We start from the raw sequence: 22,894 nt of genomic DNA, 5'->3' as shown, positions 1-22,894 counted from the left end.
TAAGGCGAGATGTTCAGGGACCGCGGAATCGAGATCAAGACCCGCGAGCAGATTCTGGCGATGCGCAAGGCCGGCCTGGTGGTCGGCCGCACGCTGGAGCTGCTCCGCGGGGAGGTCAAGGCCGGTATCAGCACGGGTGATCTCGACGCGATCGCCGAGGACAACATCCGGTCCTCCGGCGCGACCCCGTCGTTCAAGGGGTACCACGGCTTCACCGGCTCGATCTGCGCCTCGGTGAACGACGAGATCGTGCACGGCATCCCCGGCGGTCGCGTGCTGGCCGACGGCGACCTGATCTCGATCGACTGCGGCGCGATCGTGGACGGCTGGCACGGCGACGCCGCGATCACCGTCCCGGTCGGCGAGGCCGCGGACGAGCTGCTCGAGCTCGCGCGGATCTGCGAGGAGTCGATGTGGCGCGGGATCGCCGCGGCGCGGCTCGGCGGTCGGCTGACCGACATCTCGGCGGCGATCGAGGCGCACGTCCGCGCCAACTCGTCGTACGGGATCGTCGAGGACTTCGTCGGGCACGGGATCGGCTCGGCCATGCACCAGCCGCCGAACGTGCCGAACTTCGGCCGTCCTGGCCGCGGCCCGAAGCTGGTCGAGGGGATGGCACTGGCCGTCGAGCCGATGCTCACCCTCGGCAAGCAGGACAACCACACGCTCGAGGACGACTGGACGGTCGTCACCGACGACGGCCGCTCGGCCGCGCACACCGAGCACACGTTCACTCTCACTCCGCGAGGACCGTGGGTGCTGACCGCGATCGACGGCGGCGAGGCCAAGCTGGCCGAGCTCGGCATCACCTTCGGCCCCCTGGCTGATTGACGGACACCGCGGTCCACCTGTCGGGGGACGCGGAGGGGACCGGAGCTGAGGCACACTTGAGACATGCCTCAGTACCAGCCGTACCAGCGTTTCACCGAAGCCGACCGCGACAAGATCGCCGGACGGCTGCGGGACGCGTTCGCGGACGGCCGGCTGGATCAGCCCGAGTTCTCCTCCCGCCTCGACCAGCTCTACACCGTGCAGACGTACGGCGAGCTCGAGCCGCTGGTGCGGGACCTCCCGCCGGTGCGCACGTACCAGACGCCCGCCGTCGTGCAGGACAGCAAACCGGCTCCTGCCCCCGGTGACTTCCCGGAGCGGAAGAAGGACGCGCGCCCGCACCGCCACGGGATCGGTGCGCTGGGTGGTGGCTTCACCGGCGTGGTGATGATCAACGTCGTGATCTGGTTCGTGATCGGGCTCGGCAACGGCGGCCACTGGCCGCACTTCTGGCCGGTCTGGCTGCTGATTCCCTGGGCGATCATCGCCCTCGGCGGCCTCGGCAGGCGCCGTTGACGGCGGCCCCGGTCAGTCGCCGCGTGGCTGCCCCCCGGCTTCGGCCGGACTGGGCGTGGCAGCTGCATCAGGGGTCTGCGGTCGTCTACGTGATCTGGTTCGCGGTCGCCGTACCGCTGGCGATCGTCGGGCTGCTGCTGGAGCCGCGCTGGGTGGGCTGGTTCGTGCTGGCCTGGTTCCTGGTGCTGATCGGGTTCACGGTGGCGCTGCGGATCGGTGACGGCCGCCGCAAGCAGTCGTGGGCCGACACGGCGCACCAGCTCGGCTGGCGGATCAGCGCGTCGGGTGAGGAGCTGCGGGATCGTTGGCCGTTCCCACCGTTCGACGTCGATCCGGGCGCCGCGATCGTGGACGTGACCACGGGCCGGCACCGCGGCCGGGAGTTCTGGACCGGGCGGTTCCGGCACAAGGTAGGGCGACGTGAGCTCGGCTTCGACTTCCTCGACCTCCAGGTGGATCGGCCGCTGCCGCCGTTGCAGGTCCTGCCCGCCGGTCTCTCGCCGGTTGCGGCGGCGAGTCTGCTGCCGCTGCCGCTCGCCATCGACGGGTTGCCGGCGCAGTACCGCCTGTTCAACGGCCGCGAGGACCACGCGATGGCGATCCTGCACCCGCGGGCGGTCGAGGCGCTGGCCGACGTACCCCCGTTCGGCTTCAGCTGCGAGGGGCGCCGGTTCGTCGCGATCCTCCCGGCGTACCGCGATTCCGTCACTGCGCTCGCACAGCTGGATGCAGCCTGTGACCTTCTGGATCTGATGCCCGAGCAGGTCTGGCGCGAGGGCGAGCAGTGGGCGGCCACCAATACCTGACCGTAGGGCTCGATTGGGTTTCATGTGGGTGCGTGGCGTACACTTTTTCCTTGGCTCTTTGTAGCCATAGCCAGTCACGTCTACAGAAGTGCGAGGACATGCCCAAAAAAGAGGGAGTAATCGAACTCGAGGGCACCATCGTCGAGGCCCTGCCGAACGCGATGTTCCGTGTTGAGCTGTCCAACGGGCACAAAGTGCTCGCGCACATCAGCGGCAAGATGAGGCAGCACTACATCCGGATCCTCCCCGAGGACCGGGTCGTCGTGGAGCTGTCGCCGTACGACCTCACCCGGGGTCGCATCGTCTATCGGTACAAGTAACACCCACCAACACCTGTCGAAGAAAGTAGCTCGATGAAGGTCAATCCGAGCGTCAAGAAGATCTGCGACAAGTGCAAGGTGATCCGCCGTCACGGCCGGGTCATGGTGATCTGCGAGAACCCGCGGCACAAGCAGCGGCAGGGCTGACAAAGCTCTACGCAGTACACAGGCACTTTCGCACCACAGCGCGCACGCTCATCCGGGAGAACGTCCCGGATGTTGCCCCCGGAACAGAGGCCGGGGCCCTGCCGGTGAAAACAACTTCTCACCGAGGCGGGCGGGGACGCGGCGCGCCACCACACCTCTGCTGACGAAAGGAACACCGCCACATGGCACGCCTCGTAGGGGTCGACCTGCCGCGCGACAAGCGCATCGAGGTCGCTCTCACCTACATCTTCGGTGTAGGTCGCACTCGCGCCCTGAAGACGCTCGAAGCCACCGGCATCTCCGGTGACAAGCGCGTCCACGAACTGGGCGACGACGAGCTGGTGAAGCTCCGGGACTGGATCGAAGGCAACTACAAGATCGAAGGTGACCTCCGTCGCGAGGTGACCGCGGACATCCGCCGCAAGATCGAGATCGGGTCGTACCAGGGTCGCCGGCACCGCAGCGGACTGCCGGTGCGCGGTCAGCGCACCCGCACGAACGCCCGCAGCCGTAAGGGTCGTCGTAAGGCGATCGCCGGCAAGAAGAAGAAGTGACCCGGATGACCGTCGACCCCAGGAGCAACTGACCTATGCCTCCCAAGAGCCGCACCGCGGCCGGCGCGAAGAAGGTGCGCCGCAAGGAGAAGAAGAACGTGGCCGCCGGCCACGCGCACATCAAGAGCACGTTCAACAACACGATCGTGACGATCACCGACCCGACCGGCGCGGTCATCTCGTGGGCCTCCGCGGGAACCGTCGGCTTCAAGGGTTCGCGCAAGTCGACCCCGTTCGCCGCGCAGATGGCCGCCGAGGCTGCCGGACGCCGCGCGATGGAGCACGGCATGCGCAAGATCGACGTGTTCGTCAAGGGTCCCGGCTCCGGCCGTGAGACCGCCATTCGTTCGCTGGGTGCAGTCGGCCTCGAGGTCGGCACCATCCAGGACGTCACCCCAGTCGCCCACAACGGATGCCGCCCGCCGAAGCGGCGCCGGGTCTGACCCCAGAGAGAGGAAGGTAGCGAACCATGGCCCGTTACACCGGACCTATGACCAAGAAGTCGCGCCGTCTCGGGGTCGACCTCGTCGGTGGCGACAAGGCGTTCGAGCGTCGTCCGTACCCGCCGGGTATGCACGGCCGCGGCCGTCCGAAGGAGAGCGAGTACCTGCTCCAGCTGCGCGAGAAGCAGAAGGCGCGTTACTCGTACGGCGTTCTCGAGAAGCAGTTCCGCCGGTACTACGAGGAGGCCTCGCGGCGCTCCGGCAAGACCGGTGACAACCTGCTGCAGATCCTCGAGTCCCGCCTGGACAACGTGGTCTACCGCTCCGGCCTGGCCCGGACCCGCCGGCAGGCCCGTCAGCTCGTCGTCCACGGTCACTTCACCGTGAACGGCGTCAAGGTGAACATCCCGTCGTACCGGGTGGCTGCGCACGACATCATCGATGTCAAGCAGAAGTCGGCCGAGACGACGCCGTTCATCATCGCCCGCGAGACGCACGCCGAGCGCGTCGTCCCCGCGTGGCTCGAGGTGATGCCCGAGCGGCTGCGGATCCTCGTCCACCAGCTGCCGACCCGGCAGCAGATCGACACCCAGGTCGCCGAGCACCTGATCGTCGAGCTCTACTCGAAGAACTGACCGCGTGCCGGCCGGCGGCCCCAGGGCTGCCAGCCGGACCGGTGTCTTCTTCACCCCTCGCGACCTCAAATAGTGGTCGTCGCGACAGAGAAGGAACACGAAGTTGCTTATCGCACAACGCCCCACCCTGACCGAAGAGGTCGTCGACGAGTACCGCTCGCGGTTCGTGATCGAGCCGCTGGAGCCGGGCTTCGGTTACACCCTCGGTAACTCGATCCGCCGGACCCTGCTGTCCTCCATCCCCGGCGCCGCGGTCACCAGCATCAAGATCGACGGTGTCCTGCACGAGTTCTCGACCGTTGCCGGGGTCAAGGAAGACGCCACCCAGCTGATCCTGAACCTGAAGGACCTGGTCGTCTCGTCCGAGCACGACGAGCCGGTCACCATGTACCTGCGCAAGCAGGGCCCCGGTGACGTGACCGCCGCCGACATCGCGCCGCCGGCCGGTGTCGAGGTGCACAACCCGGACCTGAAGATCGCCACCCTGAACGAGAAGGGCCGGCTCGAGATGGAGCTGGTCGTCGAGCGCGGCCGCGGTTACGTGTCCGCCGTTCAGAACAAGTCCGCCGACGCCGAGATCGGCCGGATGCCGGTCGACTCGATCTACTCGCCGGTCCTCAAGGTCACCTACAAGGTCGAGGCGACCCGTGTCGAGCAGCGCACCGACTTCGACCGCCTCGTGGTCGACGTCGAGACCAAGCCGTCGATGCTGCCCCGCGACGCCGTCGCGTCGGCCGGTAAGACCCTGGTCGAGCTGTTCGGACTGGCCCGCGAGCTGAACGTCGAGGCCGAGGGCATCGACATCGGCCCGTCCCCGGTGGACGAGCAGATGGCCGCCGACCTGGCCCTGCCGGTCGAGGACCTGCAGCTGACCGTCCGGTCGTACAACTGCCTCAAGCGCGAGGGCATCCACACCGTGGGTGAGCTGATCTCGCGCAGCGAGCAGGACCTGCTGGACATCCGGAACTTCGGCTCCAAGTCGATCGACGAGGTCAAGCTGAAGCTGGCCGAGATGGGCCTGTCGCTGAAGGACTCCCCGCCCGGGTTCGACCTCCGCGCCGCGTCCGGTGCCTACGGCAACGAGGCGGACGACGAGGACGAGAGCTTCGCCGAGACCGAGCAGTACTGAGCTGACCGAGGCCCGTCGGGCCCTACAACCCTTCGGCCCGACGGGCCTTAGATTCCTGGAGTTATGAGATGCCAACCCCCACCAAGGGTGCCCGGCTGGGCGGCAGCCCGGCGCACGAGAAGCTGATCCTCAGCAACCTCGCGACGTCGCTGTTCGAGCACGGCGCCATCACCACCACCGCGGCCAAGGCCAAGCGCCTGCAGCCGCTGGCGGAGCAGATGATCACCAAGGCGAAGCGTGGTGACCTGAACTCGCGCCGTCAGGTGATGAAGCGGATCAAGGACAAGAGCGTCGTGCACGTGCTCTTCACCGAGATCGGCGAGCGGTACGCCGACCGTCCGGGTGGCTACACCCGGATCACCAAGCTCGGTCCGCGTAAGGGCGACAACGCGCCGATGGTGAAGATCGAGCTGGTCGAGGCGCTGGCCGACTCGCCGAAGGCGAAGAAGACCGCCAAGAAGGCTCCGGCCAAGAAGGCGGCCGCTCCGCAGGCCGAGGAGAAGGCCGAGGAGCCGAAGGACGAGGTCGTCGAGGACGACGCCAAGGTCGAGGACGTCGTGGACGAGAAGGTCCAGGACGCTCCGGCGGAGACCGAGGACAAGTAACAACCTCCGGACAGCGCCCCTCACCGTGCGGTGAGGGGCGCTGTCTGCGTTAGATTGCCGTGTGCGTTGGCGGATAGACCTCAGGTACGACGGAACGGGCTTCCACGGCTGGGCCCGTCAAGAGGGACTCCGTACGGTGCAGGGCACGCTGGAGGAGGCCATCCGCGTCGTACTGCGGCTGCCGGACCCGCTGATCGTGACTTGTGCCGGCCGGACCGACACAGGCGTGCACGCTCGCGGCCAGGTCACCCACGTGGACGTAGAAGGCGCTGTAGACCCGCTGAGGCTCCTGAGAGGGCTGAACGGCGTCCTGCCCGAGGATGTAGCTGTCACAGCCGTCACGGCGGCTCCAGAGGGCTTTGACGCCAGGTTCTCCGCTCTGGCCCGCCGGTACGTGTACCGCCTGTGCGACGACCCGGCCGGTTGGGACCCGCTGACCCGGGGGCATGTACTCCGGGTTGGGCGGCCGCTCGACGTGGACCGCATGAACGCCGCCGCGGCAGGTCTGCTCGGCGAGCACGACTTCGCGGCGTACTGCAAGAAGCGGGAGGGTGCCAGCACGGTGCGGGCCCTGCTGGACTTCTCCTGGCGGCGGATTGCTATCGGCCAGCTGGAGGGCACTGTGATCGCGGATGCCTTCTGTCACTCGATGGTGCGGGCGCTGGTCGGTTCGATGATCCCGGTGGGCGACGGACGGCGGGACGTGGAGTGGCCGGGCGTCGTACTGGCGGGGAAGGTGCGTGACTCGGCGGTGTCGGTGCTGCCGGCACACGGGCTGACGCTGGAGGAAGTGCGGTACCCGGCGGACGACGAGCTGGCCGCACGGGCGCTGCAGGCCAGGCAGGTCAGGGGAGAGGTGCATCAGCGTGGGTGACCACTTCTTCTCGGCGGACCCGCAGTCGGCGGACGTACGGCGTACCGTCGAGGCGCGGATCTGGGGGAAGCCGTATGTCTTCACCACGGCGACCGGTGTCTTCTCCCGGGACCGTCTGGACATCGGTACTGCGGTGTTGCTGCGGGAGACCGAGCCGCCGAAGCAGGCCGGCACCTTCCTCGACCTGGGCTGTGGCTACGGGCCGATCGCCTGCGCGCTGGCACTGGAAGTCCCGAAGGCGACGGTGTGGGCGGTCGACGTGAACAGCCGGGCGCTCGAGCTGACCGGGGTGAACGCGGCGGCCGCGGGAGTTGCCGAGCGGGTGCATGCGGCGCTGCCGGACGACGTACCCGAGGACCTGCGGTTCGACCAGATCTGGTCGAACCCGGCGATCCACATCGGTAAGCCGGAGCTCCACAAGATGCTTCTCCGCTGGCTGACTCGCCTTGCCCCCGGCGGCGTGGCATGGTTCGTCGTCGGCAAGAACCTTGGCGGCGACTCGTTGCAGCGCTGGCTGACCGAGCAGGGCTACCCGTGCGAGCGGATCGGCAGCGCCAAAGGGTTCCGGGTACTGCGTGCAACGAACGCGGCCCCGGCGCCGTCCTGAGGGGTATGGAGGCAGCCTTGGTGGCAGCGGAGGCACGGACAGGGCCGCTTGACTTCGAGGTGTGGGTCAGCGAGAAGGCGGACGCCCTGCTGCGGTTCGCCTATGTCCTGACCGGCGACGCCAACCTGGCAGAGGACGCCGTACAGGATGCCCTGACGACCGCGTGTGCGCGCTGGGGCCGGGTGAGCCGGGCCGACGATCCTGAGGCGTACGTGAAGCGGATGGTGGTGAATGCGCACATCTCCTGGTGGCGCAAGTTCCGTCGCCGTGAGGCGCCCGCTGCGGACCCGGTGCGGACCGCGCGAGCCGTTTCCGACGGTACGGCGGCACGCGCCGAGTCCGAGGCGATCTGGGCGCTGTGCGCGACGCTGCCGGACAAACAGCGAGCAGCCGTCGTACTGCGGTTCTACGAGGAGCTGTCGTACGCCGAGATCGCGCAGCTGCTGCACTGCGCGGAGGCGACCGCCCGGTCGCATGTCCACCGCGCATTGGCTGCACTGAAGACCACGCTGAGTACCGAGAGCACGGAAGGAGCCGAGGATGCCTGAGCACGACCCTGAGCAGGAGCTCGGCCCCAAGTTCACGTCTGCCCTGCACAACCAGGCCGCCGGACAGAGCGACCTGCAGACGACCGGACTGGCCCGGGAGGCCCGTCGACGTGTGCACCGGCGTCGTCAGACGTGGTCGGTGGCAGCAGGCGCCGTACTGGTTGCTGCTGCGATCGGAGGTGTGTGGAGCTTTGCCGGGGGAGACTCGCCCGTTGCCACTAGCAACAGCGACTCCAGCGGGAACAGCAAGGCCGCGGCTCCGAATACGGCACAAGGCGTGGCGCCCTCGGTAGAGGCGGTGGGATGCCCCGTCGACCACCCCGTCCTGACGGCTCCGGGTCCGGACGCTGTGCCGCCCGGCACCGGGCTCGACCTGAACACCATCGTGACCGGGCTGCGTGCCTGCCGCTACGGCTTCGCCGAGGGCGGGACCGGGCTGCTCGGGCAGGAGTCGTTCAACGCGGCGACCGCGCAGCAGGTGGTGAACGAGATCAAGGTGCTGCCGGAGCGGAACGCGAAGCTCCCGGTGTTCAAGTGCGCGCCGCAGGTCTCCAAGCCGTCCGAGGCGATCGTGCTCCGCTTCGACACCGCGGCCGGTATCCGCGAGATCTGGGTCTGGTACGACGGCTGTGAGTCGGCCGGGTTCTTCACCGGCACGCACACCTACGGCCTGTTCTCGGCCCCGCTCAAGCTGTTCATGACCGGCTCGGTCCGCCCGTCCGGCGGCACCTACCTGAACGCCCTCAAGGACTGGTAGCTCGCTCGACGCGACGATAACTGCTCGCGTGGGTTGGCCAGGGGCGGTCAGACTGGGGGGATGGGTCACGTGGACGTAGGCGGAGTCGGGTACGAGTTGCCGGACGGGCGGGTGTTGCTGGACGACATCACGTTCCGGGTCGGGGACGGTGCGAAGGTCGCACTGGTCGGTGCGAACGGCTCGGGCAAGACCACGCTGACCCGGATCATCGCGGGCGACCTGAAGGCCCACAGCGGCAGCATCTCCCGGTCCGGTGGGCTGGGCGTGATGCGGCAGTTCGTCGGCTCGGTGCGGGACTCGTCGACCGTCCGGGACCTGCTGCTGGCTGTTGCGCCGGAGCGGATCCAGCAGGCCGCGGCCAAGCTGGACAAGGCCGAGCTGGCGATGATGGAGGACGACACCGAGAAGACCCAGCTCAAGTACGCGCAGGCCGTGTCGGACTGGGGCGAGGTCGGCGGATACGACGCTGAGGTGTTGTGGGACGTGTGTACGACGGCAGCACTCGGCGTACCGTTCGACCGCTGTCGCTGGCGTGAGGTGAAGACGCTGTCCGGCGGCGAACAGAAGCGCCTGGTGCTGGAGGCGTTGCTGCGCGGGCCGGACGAGGTGCTGATCCTGGACGAGCCGGACAACTACCTCGACGTACCTGGGAAGCGCTGGCTCGAGGAGCAGCTCCGCAGTAGCGACAAGACCGTCCTCTACATCAGCCACGACCGGGAGTTGCTGGCCAACACCGCTACCCGGATCGTCACTGTCGAGCTGGGTGCGGCCGGCAACACCGCGTGGACGCACGGCGGCGGCTTCGCGACGTACCACGAAGCGCGGCGGCACCGGTTCGAGCGGTTCGAGGAACTGCGCAAGCGGTGGGACGAGGAGCACGCGAAGCTGCGGGCGCAGATGCTGATGTACAAGCAGAAGGCGGCGTACAACTCCGACATGGCGTCGCGCTACCGCGCGTCCCAGACCCGGCTGCGCAAGTTCGAGGAGGCCGGGCCGCCGCAGGCGTTGCCGCGCGAGCAGAAGGTCAGCATGCGCCTCACCGGCGGCCGCACCGGCAAGCGGGCCGTCGTGTGCACCCAGCTCGAGCTGACCGGTCTGATGAAGCCGTTCGACCTGGAGATCTGGTACGGCGAACGTGTCGCCGTGCTGGGATCGAACGGGTCCGGCAAGTCCCACTTCCTGCGACTGCTCGCCAATGGTGGCTCGGATCCGGATGTGGAGCACCAGCCGGTCGGTGAGGTGAAGATCGCGCCGGTGGCGCACACCGGCAACGCGAAGCTCGGTGCGCGCGTACGTCCTGGTTGGTTCGCGCAGACGCATGAGCACCCGGAGTTGATGGGCCGGACATTGCTGGAGATCCTGCATCGCGGCGACGACCACCGTGAGGGCATGGGGCGTGAGCTGGCGTCACGCAAGCTGGACCGGTACGAGCTGGCGCATGCGGCCGAGCAGACGTTCGACAGTCTGTCCGGCGGGCAGCAGGCCCGGTTCCAGATCTTGCTGCTCGAGCTGTCCGGCGCAACGCTGCTCCTGCTCGACGAGCCCACCGACAACCTGGACGTCGAATCCGCGGAGGCGCTGGAGGAGGGCCTGGACGCCTTCGACGGCACAGTGCTCGCGGTGACCCACGACCGCTGGTTCGCCCGCGGCTTCGACCGTTACCTCGTCTTCGGCGCCGACGGCTCTGTCTACGAACCCGACGAACCAGTCTGGGACGAAGGCCGCGTCCAGCGCGCACGCTGACCCTTAGAGTTCTCCCACACCGTAGAGGGGGAGCTCCGATGACAGCAGATGTGGCCGCTCGCTGGGCCGGCACCGTTGTCCCGAGCTGGATCTACCGCTGGCTGATGCCCGCAGGCTGGGTCGCGGCCATCGTGGTGTCGGTCGCGTCGGACACCAGTCGGTGCTCGGTCGAGGACCCGACAGTGTGCGGACCGGACCGGACCTTCTCACTGGCGTTGATCGCCTGCTTCGCGGCGGTTGTGCTGCTCTGGTGGCAGCCGGTCCTGGCAGCGGCAGCCGGCTTGCTGTTCCTGGTCATCGAGCTGCGGTACGACGATGTGGCAGGCGCGCGCACCGCGTGGACGGTCTACGGCGCGGCGTGCACCGCCTTGCTCGTCTGGCTCGTTGTCAGTCGTCTGAGGCAACGATCCATGGCAGCCGGTGTGCCGCGGCGAGAGGTGCGGGTTCCGGCGGCCGCCCGGATCGGTGTGACCCCCAGGCTCCTCGTAGCCGGGGCTCTGGTGCTCGTGGGCGTCGGTGCGCTCGGTCTGATGCGATGGCAGGACCAGCGCGAGGAGACTCACCTGCGCCGCGCTGTCGAGCAGACAGCTGTTGTGAAGAGTCAGACCGACGACGGGGATCTCGTTCTTCAGTTGCCTGACGGTCGCCACCACACCGTGACCATGCTGGACGACTACGCCGTCGGCGCCGGCATCCCGGTCCTCGTCGACCCCGCCGACAGCGGCTGGCTCCGGCCACGCGCAGAGCTCGCCGACTACACCTACTGGTACACGGTCGCGGGCGGTGCCTGGGTGCTGGCGATCCTGTTCGTACTGCGCGACGTCCGCCTCCGCCGGGCCCGCCCGCGCAGAGCCTGGACGGGGCAAGGCCTTCCGGTCCGCATCGACCCGGATTCCTCCGGCGCCTTCGCGGTCCGATCGGCGGATGGTGCGGTCCTGCTGGGTTTCCTGAACACCGAACTGGACGACGACGAGGGCGATGCGCGGCTGTTCGACGCTTTCGACGCGTTGGACCAGGAGGAGAACGAGGCGCCGGCCAAGCTGAAGAGGGAGTGGGAGGACACCCTTGGGCGGTACCGCGGAGAGGCGTTGCTGCTAGGAGAACTGGCGGAGGGCAGTTGGCCGTCGCTGATGCTCGGTGACCAGGTCCTCCGGCCGATAGGTCCGTTCCGGGCTCCGCGCCGGATGCCATGGCAGACCGAGTCGGCGGCCGGACTGCCTCAGGACCGAGTCGCTCGAGCAACCAAGGGCGTGCCGTTGGAGCCGACCCAGGAGTTGCCGACCCTGCCCTGGGAGGTGCCTCTGGAAACCAAGCCGTGGTGGGACCGCCCAGGGCTCGTCGCCGTACTGGTGCTGGCACCCGTCGCGATCGGAGCCCTAGCGGTGTGGGGCGAGTGGTTCCTGGCGATCCTGGGGACTCTGACTGCCGGGCAGTTGGTTCACTTTGCCGGCGTACGGACGTTCTACCGGGTGACGGCCACCGCGACGGACCTGTGGATCCGCAGCGGCTGGTTCGAGCGGCGCGTGCCCTGGCGGTCCGTCGAGACGGTGGAGGTCGACGAGGACCGGCTGAACCTCGAGAGTGGGGACGACTGGCACGTTGTGGGCGGCATCGAGAAGAAGCAGGTAGCCCGCGTGGCCGTAGTGTTCGAGACGCTGCGGCTGCGGTCTCGCACCGGTCTGCCGGAGGAGGCCGTCGGTCGTCGGGTCGCGCCCTGTCTGGTGATCGATGTGGTCTTCCTGACCGTCTGCGCACTGATCCTCGTGCTGGCGCGCTGGAACTCGTTCTAGGGCGCGAGACACCAGCCGTCGCGGTAGGCGGTCCAGTTGTCCTCGGTCGCGGTGAAGTCGACGTACAGAGCCAGGCCGAAGTTCTGGCGGTTTGAGTCGCCCAGGCCGAGCCGGGCGCCGCGGACTGCTGCGGTGACCGTCTCTGCGTGGCCCCAGTGCGATGGGTTGCTCTCCCAGTACGCCGGGAGGCCCATGAGGAGGACCGTGTTCGGGGGTGTGACCTTTAGCGCCAGCTTGGTCTGCTTTGCGACGTACCCGCCGTACAAGGACTCCAGCGGCATCGCGGTGTCGTAGGACATGACGGCGATCTGGTCGACGCGGCTCGCCACCTTGGCGAAGTACTCCTGCGACCACCATTTGTCGATCGGGATGGCATGCAAATACCAGAGTGGGTCGATCTGCGCGGCCGCGACCGAGAGCGTGGTGCCGAGCGCGCGTGTCTCGTCCAGAACGGCCAGGTAGCCCTTCGAGCCCGAGCGGACCGGCTCGAAGTCGTAGTGGATGCCCTGGAAGCCCTGTGCCAGCACGGCTTTCGCTGACGCGACCACCTCGCGGCGGACAGCTGGGTCGTCGAGGTTCATGCCAGGGTTCTTGCCCGGTTGTACGACGTCGCCGAGCCAGGCCTGCACGCGTACGGCGGGGGCCGCCGCGTGCATCGCGTCGACGAACCAGGCCGCCTTCGGCGAAACCTTTGCCAACGGCAACGAACCGTCGTGCTCGAGCGGACCGGTGTGCACGTACACATCCCGGATGCCGGTGCTTCGCAGGCGCTGTGCCAGCGCGGTCACGTCGGCGGCGGTCTTGCGGCCGTCGACCCAGGCGTGTCCGAGCCAGAGTGCGTCGTGGTTGCGGGTGCGCGCCTCGGCTGACGGCTCACCGGCGTACTGCAGTCTCAGTGAGGCTGCGTAGGTGGTGAGGGGGGCGATCACCAGAACTACGACCGCGAGCGCGATCGAGACGAGGACTCGGTGGAGGCGGGACCAGGAGCGCCAGCGGCGTCTCACGAACGCGGCGCCAGGCCGTCGTAGATCAGACCGAGCATCCGGTCGCGGACCCGCGGCTCGAGGTTGGCCGCGGTCGCGCCGCGGGACGCGCCGATCATCAGCGCGTACACCTCGGCCGTCTCCGCGTCCGATCGCACGGCGCCGGCCCGCTGCGCCGCGGTGAGCAAGCCGTTGAATGCCTCCCGCATGCCGCGACCGGCAGCCCGTGCGTCCTCGCCGGCAGCTGCGCCGGCCGCGGTCAGCGCCTCGCTGATCGCCAGCTTCGACGCCGATTCGGACACGACCTGCGTGAAGAACTCGAAGAACGCCTTCCCCGGATCGTCGCTGCCGGCCAGCTCGAGCGCACGGTCCCGCAGGCGCTCGAGCCGCAGCGTCAGCACGGCCTCGAGCAGCTCGGTCTTGGTGGGGAAGTGCCGGAACACGGTGGCGATGCCGACCCCGGCCAGCCGCGCGACATCGTCGGTGGACGCGCTCGGCGATCGCCCGAAGACGTCGTCGGCCGCGGTCATGATCCTGGCCCGGTTGTCGCGCGCGTCTGCTCGCACCCCAGCTCCTCTTCGTCGCCCTCAGCCTAAGAGACGCTGCGAACCGGCTCAGGGTTGTAAACGAAGTCGTTACTCCATATATTCGAAGTCATCACTCCGTTTATCTCCTGTGAGGAATCCGATGACTCCCGAAGAGGTCTTCCTGAAGCTGGTCCACGGCGTCGCCGACCGCGACTTCGACGTCCTCCCGGGCCTGTACGCCGAGCAGACCGACGTACGCCACCCGATGAGCCCGTACGGCGACCACCCGCTGCTGTCCCGCGCCGCCCTGGTCGAGCACTTCGGCGTCAACGGCCCGCGGGTCAGCGAGGTGGTCCGCTTCCAGCCGGCCAACATCCGCGTCCACCAGACCGCCGACCCGGAGGTGATCGTTGCCGAATTCGAGTATGCCGGAACCGTGCTGGCGACCGGCGAGCCGTTCACCGCCCCCGCGATCTTCGTACTCCGGGTCCGCGACGGCCTGATCGTCGAGTCCCGCGACTACATCGACCACCTCGCGATGATCCGAGCCCGCGGCGAAGTCGACCAGCTCATCACCCACCTCCGGGAACCGTCCGCCACCCCCGCCACGTCCTAGCCCCCAGAGGCGCCAGATGGCCCCGGACCGAGGTACCGAGCCCGCCCGGGGCCATCTCCAATTCACCTACTCCAGCCGACGCCCGTCCAGGTTCAGCCGACGGACAGTGGTCTCCGGGAAGCGCCCACGATCCCGCGTCTCGGGGTACGGCGTCACAGTCGCGGACTGCCCCTCGACCCGAGCGATCTCGGCCATGAGCTGCTCCCGCAGTTCCGAAGCGATCTCCTGGTGGTTCACGCTGTCGATCAGGTTGTCCAGCTCGTACGGATCGGCGTCGAGGTCGTAGAGCGCTCGCTCGACGTACGTCTCGGCCGCCGGCACATCACCAGCCGAGGGGGCGTGCACGTAGTACTTCCACCGGTCTGTCCGCAGTGCCCGACCCACCTCGGACTCGCTCACCTGGATCAACACACCGTCGCGTGCAGACTCCCGCAGCGGTACGCCGTCCAGGTGGTCGGGCAGTGCGATCCCGGCCGCGTCCAGCAGCGTCGGTACGACGTCCACAGTGCTGACCGGTGTGCTGACGCGACTGCCGCCGCGGTACCCGGGCCCCTCGACGACCAACGGCACCCGGACCGATCCGTCATGTGGAGAGCGCTTGTACTCGCTGTTGCGGGTTTTGAAGTGCGAGCCGTGGTCAGACGTGTACAGCAGCAGCGTGTCGTCCGTCAGGTCGAGGCTGACGAGGGCGTCGCGCAGTCGGCCCAGACACTCGTCGACACGTTTGATCTGGCCGTAGTACCCAGCGGCATGCTGATGCGCGGTACCAGGGAGGGTCGCCAGGTCGGGCGGTAGCCAGGCTCCGGCGTAGGTGTCCCGGTAGACGTGCGGCGCCGGGTAGTCGTCGTGCTCGTTCTGGTGGTGCGGCTCGATCAGCGACAGGAACAGCATGAAGGGCCCGTCGGCTTTGGTGATGAAGCGGATCGCCGCGTCGGTCAGCGCGTCCGGCCGGTAGCCGGGCAGGAAGACCGGTTCGCCGTCCCCGTCGTACACGACGGTCCGATAGGCGTCCGAGGTGAACTCGAGCAGGTTCGAGGCCAGCCAGTAGTCGTATCCGGCCTGCTCGTCGCGCGGCACCGGATCCTGCGTGCCCAGGTGCCACTTGCCGATGTACGCCGTCCGGTAGCCTGCGTCGCCGAACAGGCGCCCGAGCGTCGGTGCGTCCGTCGGCAGCGGTACGCCGTTGCGGAAGACGCCGGCGTTGGTCGGGTACATCCCGGTCTGCATCGCGGCGCGGGCCGGTGCACAGACCGGGTTGGTGGTGCAGGCGGTCTCGAACGTCGTACCGCGGCGGGCCATCAGGTCGAGGTTGGGCGTGATGCCCAACGGGCTCCCGACGGTGTCCCAGCGCTGCTGGTCGGTGAAGAAGACGATCACATTAGGGCGCATCAAGAGGTCTCATTTCAGTCCGGAGAGGGCGATGCCCTCCACCAGGAACTTCTGGGTGATGACGAAGAAGACGGCGGTCGGGATGAACAGGATCAGCGCGCCGGCGGCGGTCAGGTTCCACTGCGTGAAGTACTCCTGGTTGAACAGCGTCAACCCGATCGGCAGTGTGCGCATCTCGGTCCGGCTGGTGACGATCAGCGGCCAGAGGAACTCGTTCCACTGGAAGACGAAGGTGAACAGTCCGAGCACGGCCAGCGCCGGCTTGCACTGCGGCAGGATCACCCGCAGATAGATCCGGAACTCGCCGGCGCCGTCCACCCGGGCCGCCTCGATCAGCTCGTCCGGCAGCGGCCGGATGAACTGCCGCATCAGAAAGATGCCGTAGGCATCCATCAGGAACGGCACGATCAGCCCTTGGTAGCTGTCGATCCAGCCCAGGCTCGCGAAGATCGAGTAGATCGGCAGCATCCGGACGAAGAACGGCACCATCAGCGTCGACAGCACCGCGACGAACGCGATCCGCTTGCCCGGGAACTCCAGTTTCGCGAACACGTACCCGACCAGCGGATCGAAGATCAGGTGCGAGACCGTGATCGCGCCGGCCATCACCAAGCTGTTCAGGAAGAACCGCCCGAACGGCGCGGCATCGAAGAGCCGGGTGAAGTTGTCCCAGTGCAGCTCGGCCGGCCACAGCACCGGATCACCCGACTGCACCTCGCCGTCGCTCTGCAGCGCGAGCACGATCATGTACAGCAGCGGAAGTACGGTGACCAGGGCGAGCGCGACGAGGACGACGTACGCCGCGATGCGGTCACCGGGGAAGAGTCGTTCACGCATCGGTCCGGTCTCCGATCCGCAGCTGCACGAGGGACAGGATCAGTACGACGATCAGCAACAGCAGCGAAAGCGCCGACGCGTACCCGAAGTCGTTGTCGTTGAACGCGACGATGAACAGCCGGTGCGCGTACAGCGAGGTCGCGTTGCCGGGTCCGCCGCCGGTCACGATGTATGGCAGCGCGAACTGCTGCAGCGTGCTGATCAGCCCGATGATCGAGACGAACAACGTGGTCGGGGCGAGCAGGGGCAGCGTGATCGCGAAGAACCGTCGCCACGGCCCGGCGCCGTCGATCCGCGCGGCTTCGTAGTACAGGCCGGGGATGCCTTGCAGGCCGGCCAGGAACAGGACCATCGTGTAGCCGGCGCTGGACCAGACCGTGATGCCGACGATCGTGGATAACGGGTGCGTGCTGAGCCAGGTCTGGCCGGGTAGGCTGATCGCCTCGAGCAACCGGTTCAGGATGCCGACCTGCGGGTCGAGGATGTTCCGCCAGAGCAGGCCGATGATCGACACCGACGTCAGGTAGGGGATCAGCAGCACCGAGCGGAACAGAGTGCGACCGCGCAGGGACTGGTTGAGGATCACGGCCAGTCCGAGGCCCACCGCCGTACCGACGATCAACGTGCCGGCGGCGTACGCGAGCGTGATCAGGAACGAGTGCATCACCTCGGGATCGCCGAACGCACGACTGAAGTTGCCCAGGCCGACGAACGAGGCGCCGTCGGAGTCGTACACGCCGGTCAGCAACTGATTGCCGATCGGGAGGAAGAACAGGAGGACGAAGAACAGCACTGCCGGGGTGAGGAACAGCCATGCGGTCAGCGCCTGCCGGCGACGGATCACAGCGCCGCCCCGGCCTGCTTGCGGAAGTCGTCCAGCGTCGGTCCGACCGGCGCGTGCTGGATGATCATCTGCTGGTAGGCCTTCTTCCACAGCTCGTTGATCTGCGCGGCCTTGCCGCTCGCCGACAGCGCGATGTCCTGCTTGGCCACGACCGCGAGCGACTTGGCGATGACCGCCAGGTTCGGATCGGCGGTGACGGACGGATCCGCGGCCCAGCTCTTCCGCGGCATCGACATGCCGGCCTCCTTGGTGGCGGCCAGCTCGACCTTCACCGCGGCGAGCTTGGTGATCAGCTCCCAGGACAGCTTGGGGTCCTTCGCCTTCGACGGGATCATCAACCCGGACCCGGCCATCGACGCGGACTGGATCGCGCCGGTCAGCGGTACGGCGACACCGAGCTCGATGTCCGGACTGCCCTGCCGGATCGGCCCGATGTCCCACGGCCCGGACACGAACATGGCGGCGCGCTTGGCGGAGAACAGCTTCTGCGGACCCGAGTAGTCGGTGGTCGCGACCGGCGCGGGCGAGACCTTGTCGGCGTAGATCAGGTCCTGCATGAACTGCAGCGCCTTCACCGCGGCGTCGTCCGGCATCATGAACTGCTTGGCGCCGACGTTGCTGAAGTCCACCCGCTGCTGGTTGTAGAACGGCGCCGCGTAGCTCGCGTCGGAGTTCAGCGCGCAGCCCGAGACCTTGTCCTTGGTGGTCGACCGGGCCGCCTCCAGGAACTCGTCCCAGGTCGTCGGCGGGGTGTCGACCATCGCCTTGTTGTAGAAGAGCAGGCCGTTGGCGGTGAGGTGCAGCGGGATCGAGTACGTCTTGCCCTCGTACTGACGGGCGACCACGGCCTGGTCGAGAAAGTCGTCCGGGAAGCCGAACGCCTTGTCGTTCGCCGCGAACTCGTCCAGGGCGAGGACGTTGCCGGCCAGGCCGTACTGCGTACCGGTTCCGGCGCTGACCTCTTCGACCAGGTCGGGCACGTTGCCGGAGCGGAAGTCCGCGGTCAGCTTCGTGGTCAGGTCCGGCCACTGGAACTTCTGCCAGTTCATCTGCAGGTCGTGGTCCTTGCCGAACTGGTCGATCACCTCCTTGTAGGCCTGATAGCCGTGCCCGGCGTTCCAGTAGATCGTGAACGTCCGGCTGTCGGCCTTCTTCGAGGCGGGTTTCGCGGGCGAGCAGCCGACGGCGCCGAGCACGGTGGCGCCGAGGCCGAGCTGGAGGAACGAGCGGCGGTTGAAGGAGGGCATGACGAAACCTTTCGACGGGCAGGCGGTGGCGCGGTGGTTGGGAGGTCAGGCGGAGGCGCGGTGGTTCAGCACCCACGGCATGAACAGCTCCCGGGCCGGCAGTGCGGGATCGTCGATCCGTGCGAACAGCGCCTCGACCATCTCGGTGAAGTCGAGCTGATGCATGCCGACGCTGGTCAGCGGCGGCTGGGAGTACGTCGCCTCCCGGGTGTTGCCGGTGCCGATCACGGCCAGGTCGTCCGGCACCTTGACGCCCCGGTCGACGGCCGCCTGCAACGCGGCGAACGCGCCCCGGTCGGACTCGGAGACGACCGCGTCCGGCGGGCTCGGTGAGTCCAGCAGCTCACGGACCACGAGTACGGCGTCCTCGCGGGAGGCGGCTCCGACCCGGACAAGGTTCGGGTCGACGTCGCGGCCGGCCCGCCGGTGCGCATCGACGTACCCGAGGTAGCGATCCTCGGGGGCGCCGGTGTGGGACAGGAAGGCGATCCGTTCGCGGCCGGCGTCGATCAGGTAGGACGTCGCCTCCATGAGCGCCGTACGCACGTTGTTGCGGACGACGTCGGCCCCCGGCATTCGCAGGCCGTCGCTGAAGGCCATCAGCGCGCGGGTCGAACGGCGGGCCGCGGTCAGGTCGAGGTCGTCGCTCAGCCCCGGGGTGAAGATCGCGCCGTCGACATGGCCGCGGGTGATGACCCGCAGGGACTGCGCTGCCCGGTCGAGACGGCGTACCGGGACGCCGATCACGGAGTACCCGTGCGCGGCGGCGACGTCCTCGCACTCCCAGGTCAGCCGGTCGAGCCACGGTCCCACCGGCGGCGCGTAAACGATCGCGATCAACTCCGACCGCTGCCGCCGCAGGCTCCGCGCCGCGGTGTTCCCCTTGTACCCGAGCTTCTGCGCGGCGCTCTCCACCCGCTTCCGGGTTGCCTCCGGCAACGGCGTGGTCCGATCGGCCCGCCCACTCAGCACATAGGAGCAGGTGGCAACGGAAACCCCCGCCGCCTCCGCCACATCCCTGAGCGTCGTCCGCCCTGCCCGAACCATGGTGAAAGCATTAACCAGCCCCGCTGGAAGGATCAACCACTGCGCGGTGGTTAATTCCCGGGCGCTTAACCAGCCTTCGTGGCGGCGTCCCGAACCGGCCCGTCGAGCCAGCTCTGCGAAGCCTGATGGCTCGGCAACCGGACGATCGTCAACTCCGGCCGCCGTTCGTGCAGCTCTTGGACCCGCTCCGCGTTCTGGTGATGCGATGTCCAGGCCCAGCGAATGATGTGGTCGCGATCGGTGAACACCGTCCACAACGGCGGCTCGACGTTCCCGTTCCACAACTCCTGCCGCCGCATCCCGCGGCCCCAGGTCCGGCGGAGTACCTGCTTCATCACGAGTGCCCTCGGCAGGTCGAGCCAGACCAGCAGGTCCGCCCGGTCGGCGAGCATCGGACGCACCGCGTCGTACTGCCACTCGGTGACCCACCCGGGCCTGGAACTGAACTCCTCGACCTCGGCCACGAAGGTCTCCCGCGGTGTCCAGTCCGGACCGTGGAAGAGGGCATCGATCTCGATGTGCGGGATCGACAGTCGCTCGCCGATGGCTCGGGCAAGGGTCGTTTTTCCCGACGCCGAGGTGCCGGCCACCAGCACGCGACGAGGACGGCTCGGGAGGCTGTCCGTGGGGGTTGCGAAAGGCATTCGAACGAGCCTACGCCGGGAACGGTGCAGCGTCAGCCGATATCCGTGAAGCCGTACTCCTCGGCGAGGGCGCCGGTGCGGACCACCTGGCCGGTGTGGCGGATCACGTCAGGGTCTGCGGCCAGGGCGGCTACTCCGCGGCCTACGAAGAGTGGGGATTCGGAGACGGTCAGGTCGATGTACTCCGCGGCGCGCAGGACCGACTCGGTGCGGACCAGGCCTGGATAGAGCGACACCGCGGTGACGCCGTGGTCGCGGAGCTCATGAGCCATGCACGCGATCATGTGATCGGTGGCCGCCTTCGCCGCGCCGTACGCGACCCCGGTGTCGGTCTTCTCGGCACCCTCCGACGACACGTTGACGATCAAGCCTGACCCCGCGGCGACCATCGTCGGAGCTGCCGCGACAGTCGTCACGTAGTGGGCGCGAACCCCGGCCTGGAACGCCGAGTCCCAGCGGTCGATCGGCTGCGTCCAGAAGCCGGCCTCCTCCCAGAACGGCGTACCGTCCCAGAAGTACTCGTAACCGCCCCAGACGTTGTTGACGAGTACGTCGATCCGCCCGGCCTCATCAATCACCCGCCGCACAGCCGCCCGCGTCTGCTCGTCATCACGATGGTCACACGCGATCGCCACCCCGCGCCCACCCAGCGCGGTGACCTCCGCCGCGGTCTCCTCGACAGTCCCCGGCAGTGGCGTCGGCGGCGCCCCGCCAGCCGTCGTCCGCCCGGTCACATAGACAGTCGCCCCCTGCTCGGCAAGCCCGAGAGCGATCCCCTTCCCAACCCCACGACTCGCCCCGGTGACGAGCGCAACCTTCCCCACCAACGTCCCCATCAACCGAAGCTAACAGCCCCCACAGACAGAAACCGCAGAGCGGGCACACAGCAAACGGCCCCTCGACCGGGAGTGGTCGAGGGGCCGGTTTGGGGAACAGGGTCAGCGGTCGCCCATGGGGACGTACTGGACGCCGCGGGCGCCGGTGTAGATCTGCTTGGGGCGGGCGATCTTCTGGTCGCCGTCGCCGAGCATCTCCAGCCACTGGGCCAGCCAGCCGGAGGTGCGGGGGATGGCGAACAGGACTGTGAACATCTCCGGCGGGAACTGCAGGGCCTCGTAGATCAGGCCGGAGTAGAAGTCGACGTTCGGGTAGAGCTTGCGGGAGACGAAGTACTCGTCCTCCAGCGCGATCTTCTCCAGCTCGACGGCGATCTTCAGCAGCGGGTTGATGCCGGTGACCTCGAAGACGTCGTCGGCGGCCTTCTTGATGATCTTCGCGCGCGGGTCGTAGTTCTTGTAGACCCGGTGGCCGAAGCCCATCAGCCGCTCTTCGCCGTTCTTCACGCCCTCGATGAACGAACCGACGTTGTCTACCGAACCGATCCGGCGGAGCATCTTGAGCACGGCCTCGTTGGCGCCGCCGTGCAGCGGGCCGTAGAGGGCACCGATCCCGCCGGCCACCGCGGTGTACGGGTCGACCTGGGTGGAGCCGATCGCGCGGACCGCGTTGGTGGACGCGTTCTGCTCGTGGTCGGCGTGCAGGATGAACAGGATCTCCAGCGCCCGCACCAGGCGGTCGTCGGCGGCGTACTTCGGCTCGCTCATCTTGAACAGCATCGACAGGAAGTTCGCCGTGTAGCTGAGCTCGTTGTCCGGGTACACGTACGGCTTGCCCTGCGCGTGCCGGAACGCGAACGCGCCCAGCGTCGGCATCTTCGCGATCAGCCGGCGGATCTGCAGCGCCCGCGACTCCTCGTCGAAGATGTTGCGCGACTCGGGGTAGAACGTGGACAGCGCGCCGACCGAGGCCAGCAGCATGCCCATCGGGTGTGCGTCGTACCGGAAGCCCTGCATGAAGGTCTTCAGGTTCTCGTGCACGAACGTGTGATACGTCACGTCGTGGGCCCAGGCCTCGTACTCCGCCTTGTTGGGCAGTTTGCCGTTCACCAGGAGGTACGCGACCTCGAGGTAGTTGGACTGCTCGGCGAGCTGCTCGATCGGATACCCGCGGTACTCCAGGATGCCCTTGTCGCCGTCGATGAACGTGACGGAGGAGCGGCAGGACGCGGTGTTGACGAAGCCCGGGTCGTAGGTGGCCAGGCCACCGTCGCCGTCGGATGCGCTGATCTGCTTGAGGTCGGCGGCACGGATAGTGCCATCGGTGATGGCAAGGTCGAAGTCCTTGCCGGTCCGGTTGTCCCGGACGGTGAGCGACTGTTCGGTCACAATGCCCTCTTCGGAAGCTGGCGTCATCGCCTGGATGAATGAGGGTAGATCAGCCGGCGGGACGCGGGTTCGGACTGCAATCTTCACCGCTAAACTAGTGCGGTCCTCAGCTGCTTCCAAGCCGGGGTCCCCTCGGCGTGTGGGCTCGCTTTGACCCACGCGTGCCGTCGCCGGTATTCTGGGCTGCTGTTGTGCGTTCCAGGTCCGTTACAGGCACTGCCGTGTCGGCT

27 protein-coding genes are annotated in these 22,894 nt (G+C 67.9%); 17 read left to right on the top strand and 10 right to left on the bottom strand.

From position 1 onward, the window contains the following. The first annotated feature begins 9 nt into the window (after positions 1–9). The 16 genes from map (at position 10) to AB0J62_RS05820 (ending at position 12,305) form a co-directional block, all read left to right on the top strand. Complete coding sequence (map, locus tag AB0J62_RS05895; protein WP_363864861.1) at positions 10–831, top strand: type I methionyl aminopeptidase; 822 nt, start codon at positions 10–12, stop codon at positions 829–831. Between the two features lie 63 nt (positions 832–894). Further along, entirely contained in the window at positions 895–1,347 is a 453-nt protein-coding gene (locus tag AB0J62_RS05890; protein WP_363864859.1) for a DUF1707 domain-containing protein, read from the top strand. Between the two features lie 23 nt (positions 1,348–1,370). Next, on the top strand, positions 1,371–2,153 hold the full coding sequence (locus AB0J62_RS05885; RefSeq protein WP_363864857.1) for a hypothetical protein: 783 nt from the start codon (positions 1,371–1,373) through the stop codon (positions 2,151–2,153). 98 nt (positions 2,154–2,251) lie between these two features. Continuing rightward, positions 2,252–2,473 carry a translation initiation factor IF-1 gene (gene infA, locus AB0J62_RS05880; protein ID WP_012923661.1) on the top strand — a complete coding sequence of 74 codons (222 nt, stop codon included), beginning with the start codon at positions 2,252–2,254 and terminating at the stop codon, positions 2,471–2,473. A 33-nt stretch (positions 2,474–2,506) separates the two neighbouring features. After that, the gene (gene rpmJ / locus AB0J62_RS05875) at positions 2,507–2,620 is read left to right on the top strand and encodes a 50S ribosomal protein L36 (protein ID WP_008361054.1); all 114 of its coding nucleotides are present in this window, start codon (positions 2,507–2,509) and stop codon (positions 2,618–2,620) included. A 182-nt stretch (positions 2,621–2,802) separates the two neighbouring features. Then, positions 2,803–3,174, top strand: a complete 372-nt coding sequence (rpsM, locus tag AB0J62_RS05870; protein WP_130441462.1) for a 30S ribosomal protein S13 — start codon at positions 2,803–2,805, stop codon at positions 3,172–3,174. 35 nt (positions 3,175–3,209) lie between these two features. Beyond that, positions 3,210–3,617 (top strand): 30S ribosomal protein S11, encoded by a 408-nt coding sequence (gene rpsK, locus AB0J62_RS05865; RefSeq protein WP_131286332.1) that lies wholly within the window; start codon positions 3,210–3,212, stop codon positions 3,615–3,617. Between the two features lie 26 nt (positions 3,618–3,643). Next, entirely contained in the window at positions 3,644–4,252 is a 609-nt protein-coding gene (gene rpsD, locus AB0J62_RS05860; protein ID WP_363864854.1) for a 30S ribosomal protein S4, read from the top strand. A 103-nt stretch (positions 4,253–4,355) separates the two neighbouring features. Beyond that, entirely contained in the window at positions 4,356–5,381 is a 1,026-nt protein-coding gene (locus AB0J62_RS05855) for a DNA-directed RNA polymerase subunit alpha (protein ID WP_130384620.1), read from the top strand. 68 nt (positions 5,382–5,449) lie between these two features. Further along, positions 5,450–5,986 (top strand): 50S ribosomal protein L17, encoded by a 537-nt coding sequence (gene rplQ / locus AB0J62_RS05850; protein WP_363864852.1) that lies wholly within the window; start codon positions 5,450–5,452, stop codon positions 5,984–5,986. A gap of 61 nt (positions 5,987–6,047) precedes the next feature. Next, positions 6,048–6,860 carry a tRNA pseudouridine(38-40) synthase TruA gene (truA, locus tag AB0J62_RS05845; RefSeq protein ID WP_363864850.1) on the top strand — a complete coding sequence of 271 codons (813 nt, stop codon included), beginning with the start codon at positions 6,048–6,050 and terminating at the stop codon, positions 6,858–6,860. Continuing rightward, positions 6,853–7,467, top strand: coding sequence for a methyltransferase (locus tag AB0J62_RS05840; protein ID WP_363864848.1), 615 nt, complete (start codon positions 6,853–6,855; stop codon positions 7,465–7,467). The genes truA and AB0J62_RS05840 overlap by 8 nt, the downstream gene beginning before the upstream one ends. 5 nt (positions 7,468–7,472) lie before the next feature. Beyond that, entirely contained in the window at positions 7,473–8,015 is a 543-nt protein-coding gene (locus tag AB0J62_RS05835; RefSeq protein ID WP_134107211.1) for a SigE family RNA polymerase sigma factor, read from the top strand. Beyond that, positions 8,008–8,772 (top strand): hypothetical protein, encoded by a 765-nt coding sequence (locus AB0J62_RS05830; protein WP_363864845.1) that lies wholly within the window; start codon positions 8,008–8,010, stop codon positions 8,770–8,772. The genes AB0J62_RS05835 and AB0J62_RS05830 overlap by 8 nt, the downstream gene beginning before the upstream one ends. Before the next feature lie 60 nt (positions 8,773–8,832). After that, a complete protein-coding gene (locus AB0J62_RS05825) occupies positions 8,833–10,515 on the top strand; it encodes an ATP-binding cassette domain-containing protein (RefSeq protein WP_363864843.1) in 1,683 nt (560 codons plus the stop codon). 38 nt (positions 10,516–10,553) lie between these two features. After that, positions 10,554–12,305: a hypothetical protein gene (locus AB0J62_RS05820; RefSeq protein ID WP_363864841.1), complete on the top strand. Its 1,752-nt coding sequence runs from the start codon at positions 10,554–10,556 to the stop codon at positions 12,303–12,305. Here AB0J62_RS05820 and AB0J62_RS05815 read toward each other — a convergent pair. Further along, positions 12,302–13,309, bottom strand: coding sequence for a hypothetical protein (locus AB0J62_RS05815; RefSeq protein ID WP_363864839.1), 1,008 nt, complete (start codon positions 13,307–13,309; stop codon positions 12,302–12,304). The genes AB0J62_RS05820 and AB0J62_RS05815 overlap by 4 nt on opposite strands. Next, positions 13,306–13,854, bottom strand: coding sequence for a helix-turn-helix domain-containing protein (locus AB0J62_RS05810; RefSeq protein ID WP_363864837.1), 549 nt, complete (start codon positions 13,852–13,854; stop codon positions 13,306–13,308). Before AB0J62_RS05810 ends, AB0J62_RS05815 begins: the two co-directional genes overlap by 4 nt. Before the next feature lie 121 nt (positions 13,855–13,975). Between AB0J62_RS05810 and AB0J62_RS05805 the strand changes: the two genes are divergently transcribed. After that, positions 13,976–14,431, top strand: a complete 456-nt coding sequence (locus AB0J62_RS05805) for a nuclear transport factor 2 family protein (RefSeq protein ID WP_363864835.1) — start codon at positions 13,976–13,978, stop codon at positions 14,429–14,431. Between the two features lie 66 nt (positions 14,432–14,497). Here AB0J62_RS05805 and AB0J62_RS05800 read toward each other — a convergent pair whose 3' ends face one another. The 8 genes from AB0J62_RS05800 to AB0J62_RS05765 all read right to left on the bottom strand — a co-directional run bounded on the left by AB0J62_RS05800 (position 14,498) and on the right by AB0J62_RS05765 (position 22,664). After that, on the bottom strand, positions 14,498–15,820 hold the full coding sequence (locus AB0J62_RS05800; RefSeq protein ID WP_363864833.1) for a sulfatase-like hydrolase/transferase: 1,323 nt from the start codon (positions 15,818–15,820) through the stop codon (positions 14,498–14,500). Positions 15,821–15,829: 9 nt separating this feature from the next. Further along, positions 15,830–16,657: a carbohydrate ABC transporter permease gene (locus AB0J62_RS05795; protein WP_363864831.1), complete on the bottom strand. Its 828-nt coding sequence runs from the start codon at positions 16,655–16,657 to the stop codon at positions 15,830–15,832. Next, positions 16,650–17,501, bottom strand: coding sequence for a sugar ABC transporter permease (locus tag AB0J62_RS05790; protein ID WP_363864829.1), 852 nt, complete (start codon positions 17,499–17,501; stop codon positions 16,650–16,652). The genes AB0J62_RS05795 and AB0J62_RS05790 overlap by 8 nt, the downstream gene beginning before the upstream one ends. Next, positions 17,498–18,748 (bottom strand): extracellular solute-binding protein, encoded by a 1,251-nt coding sequence (locus tag AB0J62_RS05785; RefSeq protein WP_363864827.1) that lies wholly within the window; start codon positions 18,746–18,748, stop codon positions 17,498–17,500. Before AB0J62_RS05785 ends, AB0J62_RS05790 begins: the two co-directional genes overlap by 4 nt. Before the next feature lie 45 nt (positions 18,749–18,793). Then, positions 18,794–19,795, bottom strand: coding sequence for a LacI family DNA-binding transcriptional regulator (locus tag AB0J62_RS05780; protein ID WP_363864825.1), 1,002 nt, complete (start codon positions 19,793–19,795; stop codon positions 18,794–18,796). 65 nt (positions 19,796–19,860) lie between these two features. Further along, positions 19,861–20,439 (bottom strand): AAA family ATPase, encoded by a 579-nt coding sequence (locus AB0J62_RS05775; protein ID WP_363864823.1) that lies wholly within the window; start codon positions 20,437–20,439, stop codon positions 19,861–19,863. A gap of 32 nt (positions 20,440–20,471) precedes the next feature. After that, entirely contained in the window at positions 20,472–21,275 is an 804-nt protein-coding gene (locus tag AB0J62_RS05770) for an SDR family NAD(P)-dependent oxidoreductase (protein WP_363864821.1), read from the bottom strand. Positions 21,276–21,377: 102 nt separating this feature from the next. After that, the gene (locus AB0J62_RS05765) at positions 21,378–22,664 is read right to left on the bottom strand and encodes a citrate synthase (RefSeq protein WP_238160463.1); all 1,287 of its coding nucleotides are present in this window, start codon (positions 22,662–22,664) and stop codon (positions 21,378–21,380) included. Between the last annotated feature and the right edge of the window lie 230 nt (positions 22,665–22,894).

The sequence above is a fragment of the Kribbella sp. NPDC049584 genome (assembly GCF_040675555.1).
Lineage (GTDB): Bacteria > Actinomycetota > Actinomycetes > Propionibacteriales > Kribbellaceae > Kribbella.
The sequence above is the reverse complement of the archived record's forward strand: the minus strand, read 5'-3'. Positions and strand labels throughout refer to the sequence as shown.

What these genes read in the sequence shown, in the direction of transcription:
- map (WP_363864861.1), top strand. Translation starts at nt 10, where the DNA reads ATGTTCAGGGACCGCGGAATCGAGATCAAGACCCGCGAGCAGATTCTG.
- AB0J62_RS05890 (WP_363864859.1), top strand. Translation starts at nt 895, where the DNA reads ATGCCTCAGTACCAGCCGTACCAGCGTTTCACCGAAGCCGACCGCGAC.
- infA (WP_012923661.1), top strand. Translation starts at nt 2,252, where the DNA reads ATGCCCAAAAAAGAGGGAGTAATCGAACTCGAGGGCACCATCGTCGAG.
- rpmJ (WP_008361054.1), top strand. Translation starts at nt 2,507, where the DNA reads ATGAAGGTCAATCCGAGCGTCAAGAAGATCTGCGACAAGTGCAAGGTG.
- rpsM (WP_130441462.1), top strand. Translation starts at nt 2,803, where the DNA reads ATGGCACGCCTCGTAGGGGTCGACCTGCCGCGCGACAAGCGCATCGAG.
- rpsK (WP_131286332.1), top strand. Translation starts at nt 3,210, where the DNA reads ATGCCTCCCAAGAGCCGCACCGCGGCCGGCGCGAAGAAGGTGCGCCGC.
- rpsD (WP_363864854.1), top strand. Translation starts at nt 3,644, where the DNA reads ATGGCCCGTTACACCGGACCTATGACCAAGAAGTCGCGCCGTCTCGGG.
- rplQ (WP_363864852.1), top strand. Translation starts at nt 5,450, where the DNA reads ATGCCAACCCCCACCAAGGGTGCCCGGCTGGGCGGCAGCCCGGCGCAC.
- AB0J62_RS05835 (WP_134107211.1), top strand. Translation starts at nt 7,473, where the DNA reads ATGGAGGCAGCCTTGGTGGCAGCGGAGGCACGGACAGGGCCGCTTGAC.
- AB0J62_RS05830 (WP_363864845.1), top strand. Translation starts at nt 8,008, where the DNA reads ATGCCTGAGCACGACCCTGAGCAGGAGCTCGGCCCCAAGTTCACGTCT.
- AB0J62_RS05825 (WP_363864843.1), top strand. Translation starts at nt 8,833, where the DNA reads ATGGGTCACGTGGACGTAGGCGGAGTCGGGTACGAGTTGCCGGACGGG.
- AB0J62_RS05820 (WP_363864841.1), top strand. Translation starts at nt 10,554, where the DNA reads ATGACAGCAGATGTGGCCGCTCGCTGGGCCGGCACCGTTGTCCCGAGC.
- AB0J62_RS05805 (WP_363864835.1), top strand. Translation starts at nt 13,976, where the DNA reads ATGACTCCCGAAGAGGTCTTCCTGAAGCTGGTCCACGGCGTCGCCGAC.
- AB0J62_RS05800 (WP_363864833.1), bottom strand. Translation starts at nt 15,820, where the DNA reads ATGCGCCCTAATGTGATCGTCTTCTTCACCGACCAGCAGCGCTGGGAC.
- AB0J62_RS05795 (WP_363864831.1), bottom strand. Translation starts at nt 16,657, where the DNA reads ATGCGTGAACGACTCTTCCCCGGTGACCGCATCGCGGCGTACGTCGTC.
- AB0J62_RS05785 (WP_363864827.1), bottom strand. Translation starts at nt 18,748, where the DNA reads ATGCCCTCCTTCAACCGCCGCTCGTTCCTCCAGCTCGGCCTCGGCGCC.
- AB0J62_RS05780 (WP_363864825.1), bottom strand. Translation starts at nt 19,795, where the DNA reads ATGGTTCGGGCAGGGCGGACGACGCTCAGGGATGTGGCGGAGGCGGCG.
- AB0J62_RS05775 (WP_363864823.1), bottom strand. Translation starts at nt 20,439, where the DNA reads ATGCCTTTCGCAACCCCCACGGACAGCCTCCCGAGCCGTCCTCGTCGC.
- AB0J62_RS05770 (WP_363864821.1), bottom strand. Translation starts at nt 21,275, where the DNA reads ATGGGGACGTTGGTGGGGAAGGTTGCGCTCGTCACCGGGGCGAGTCGT.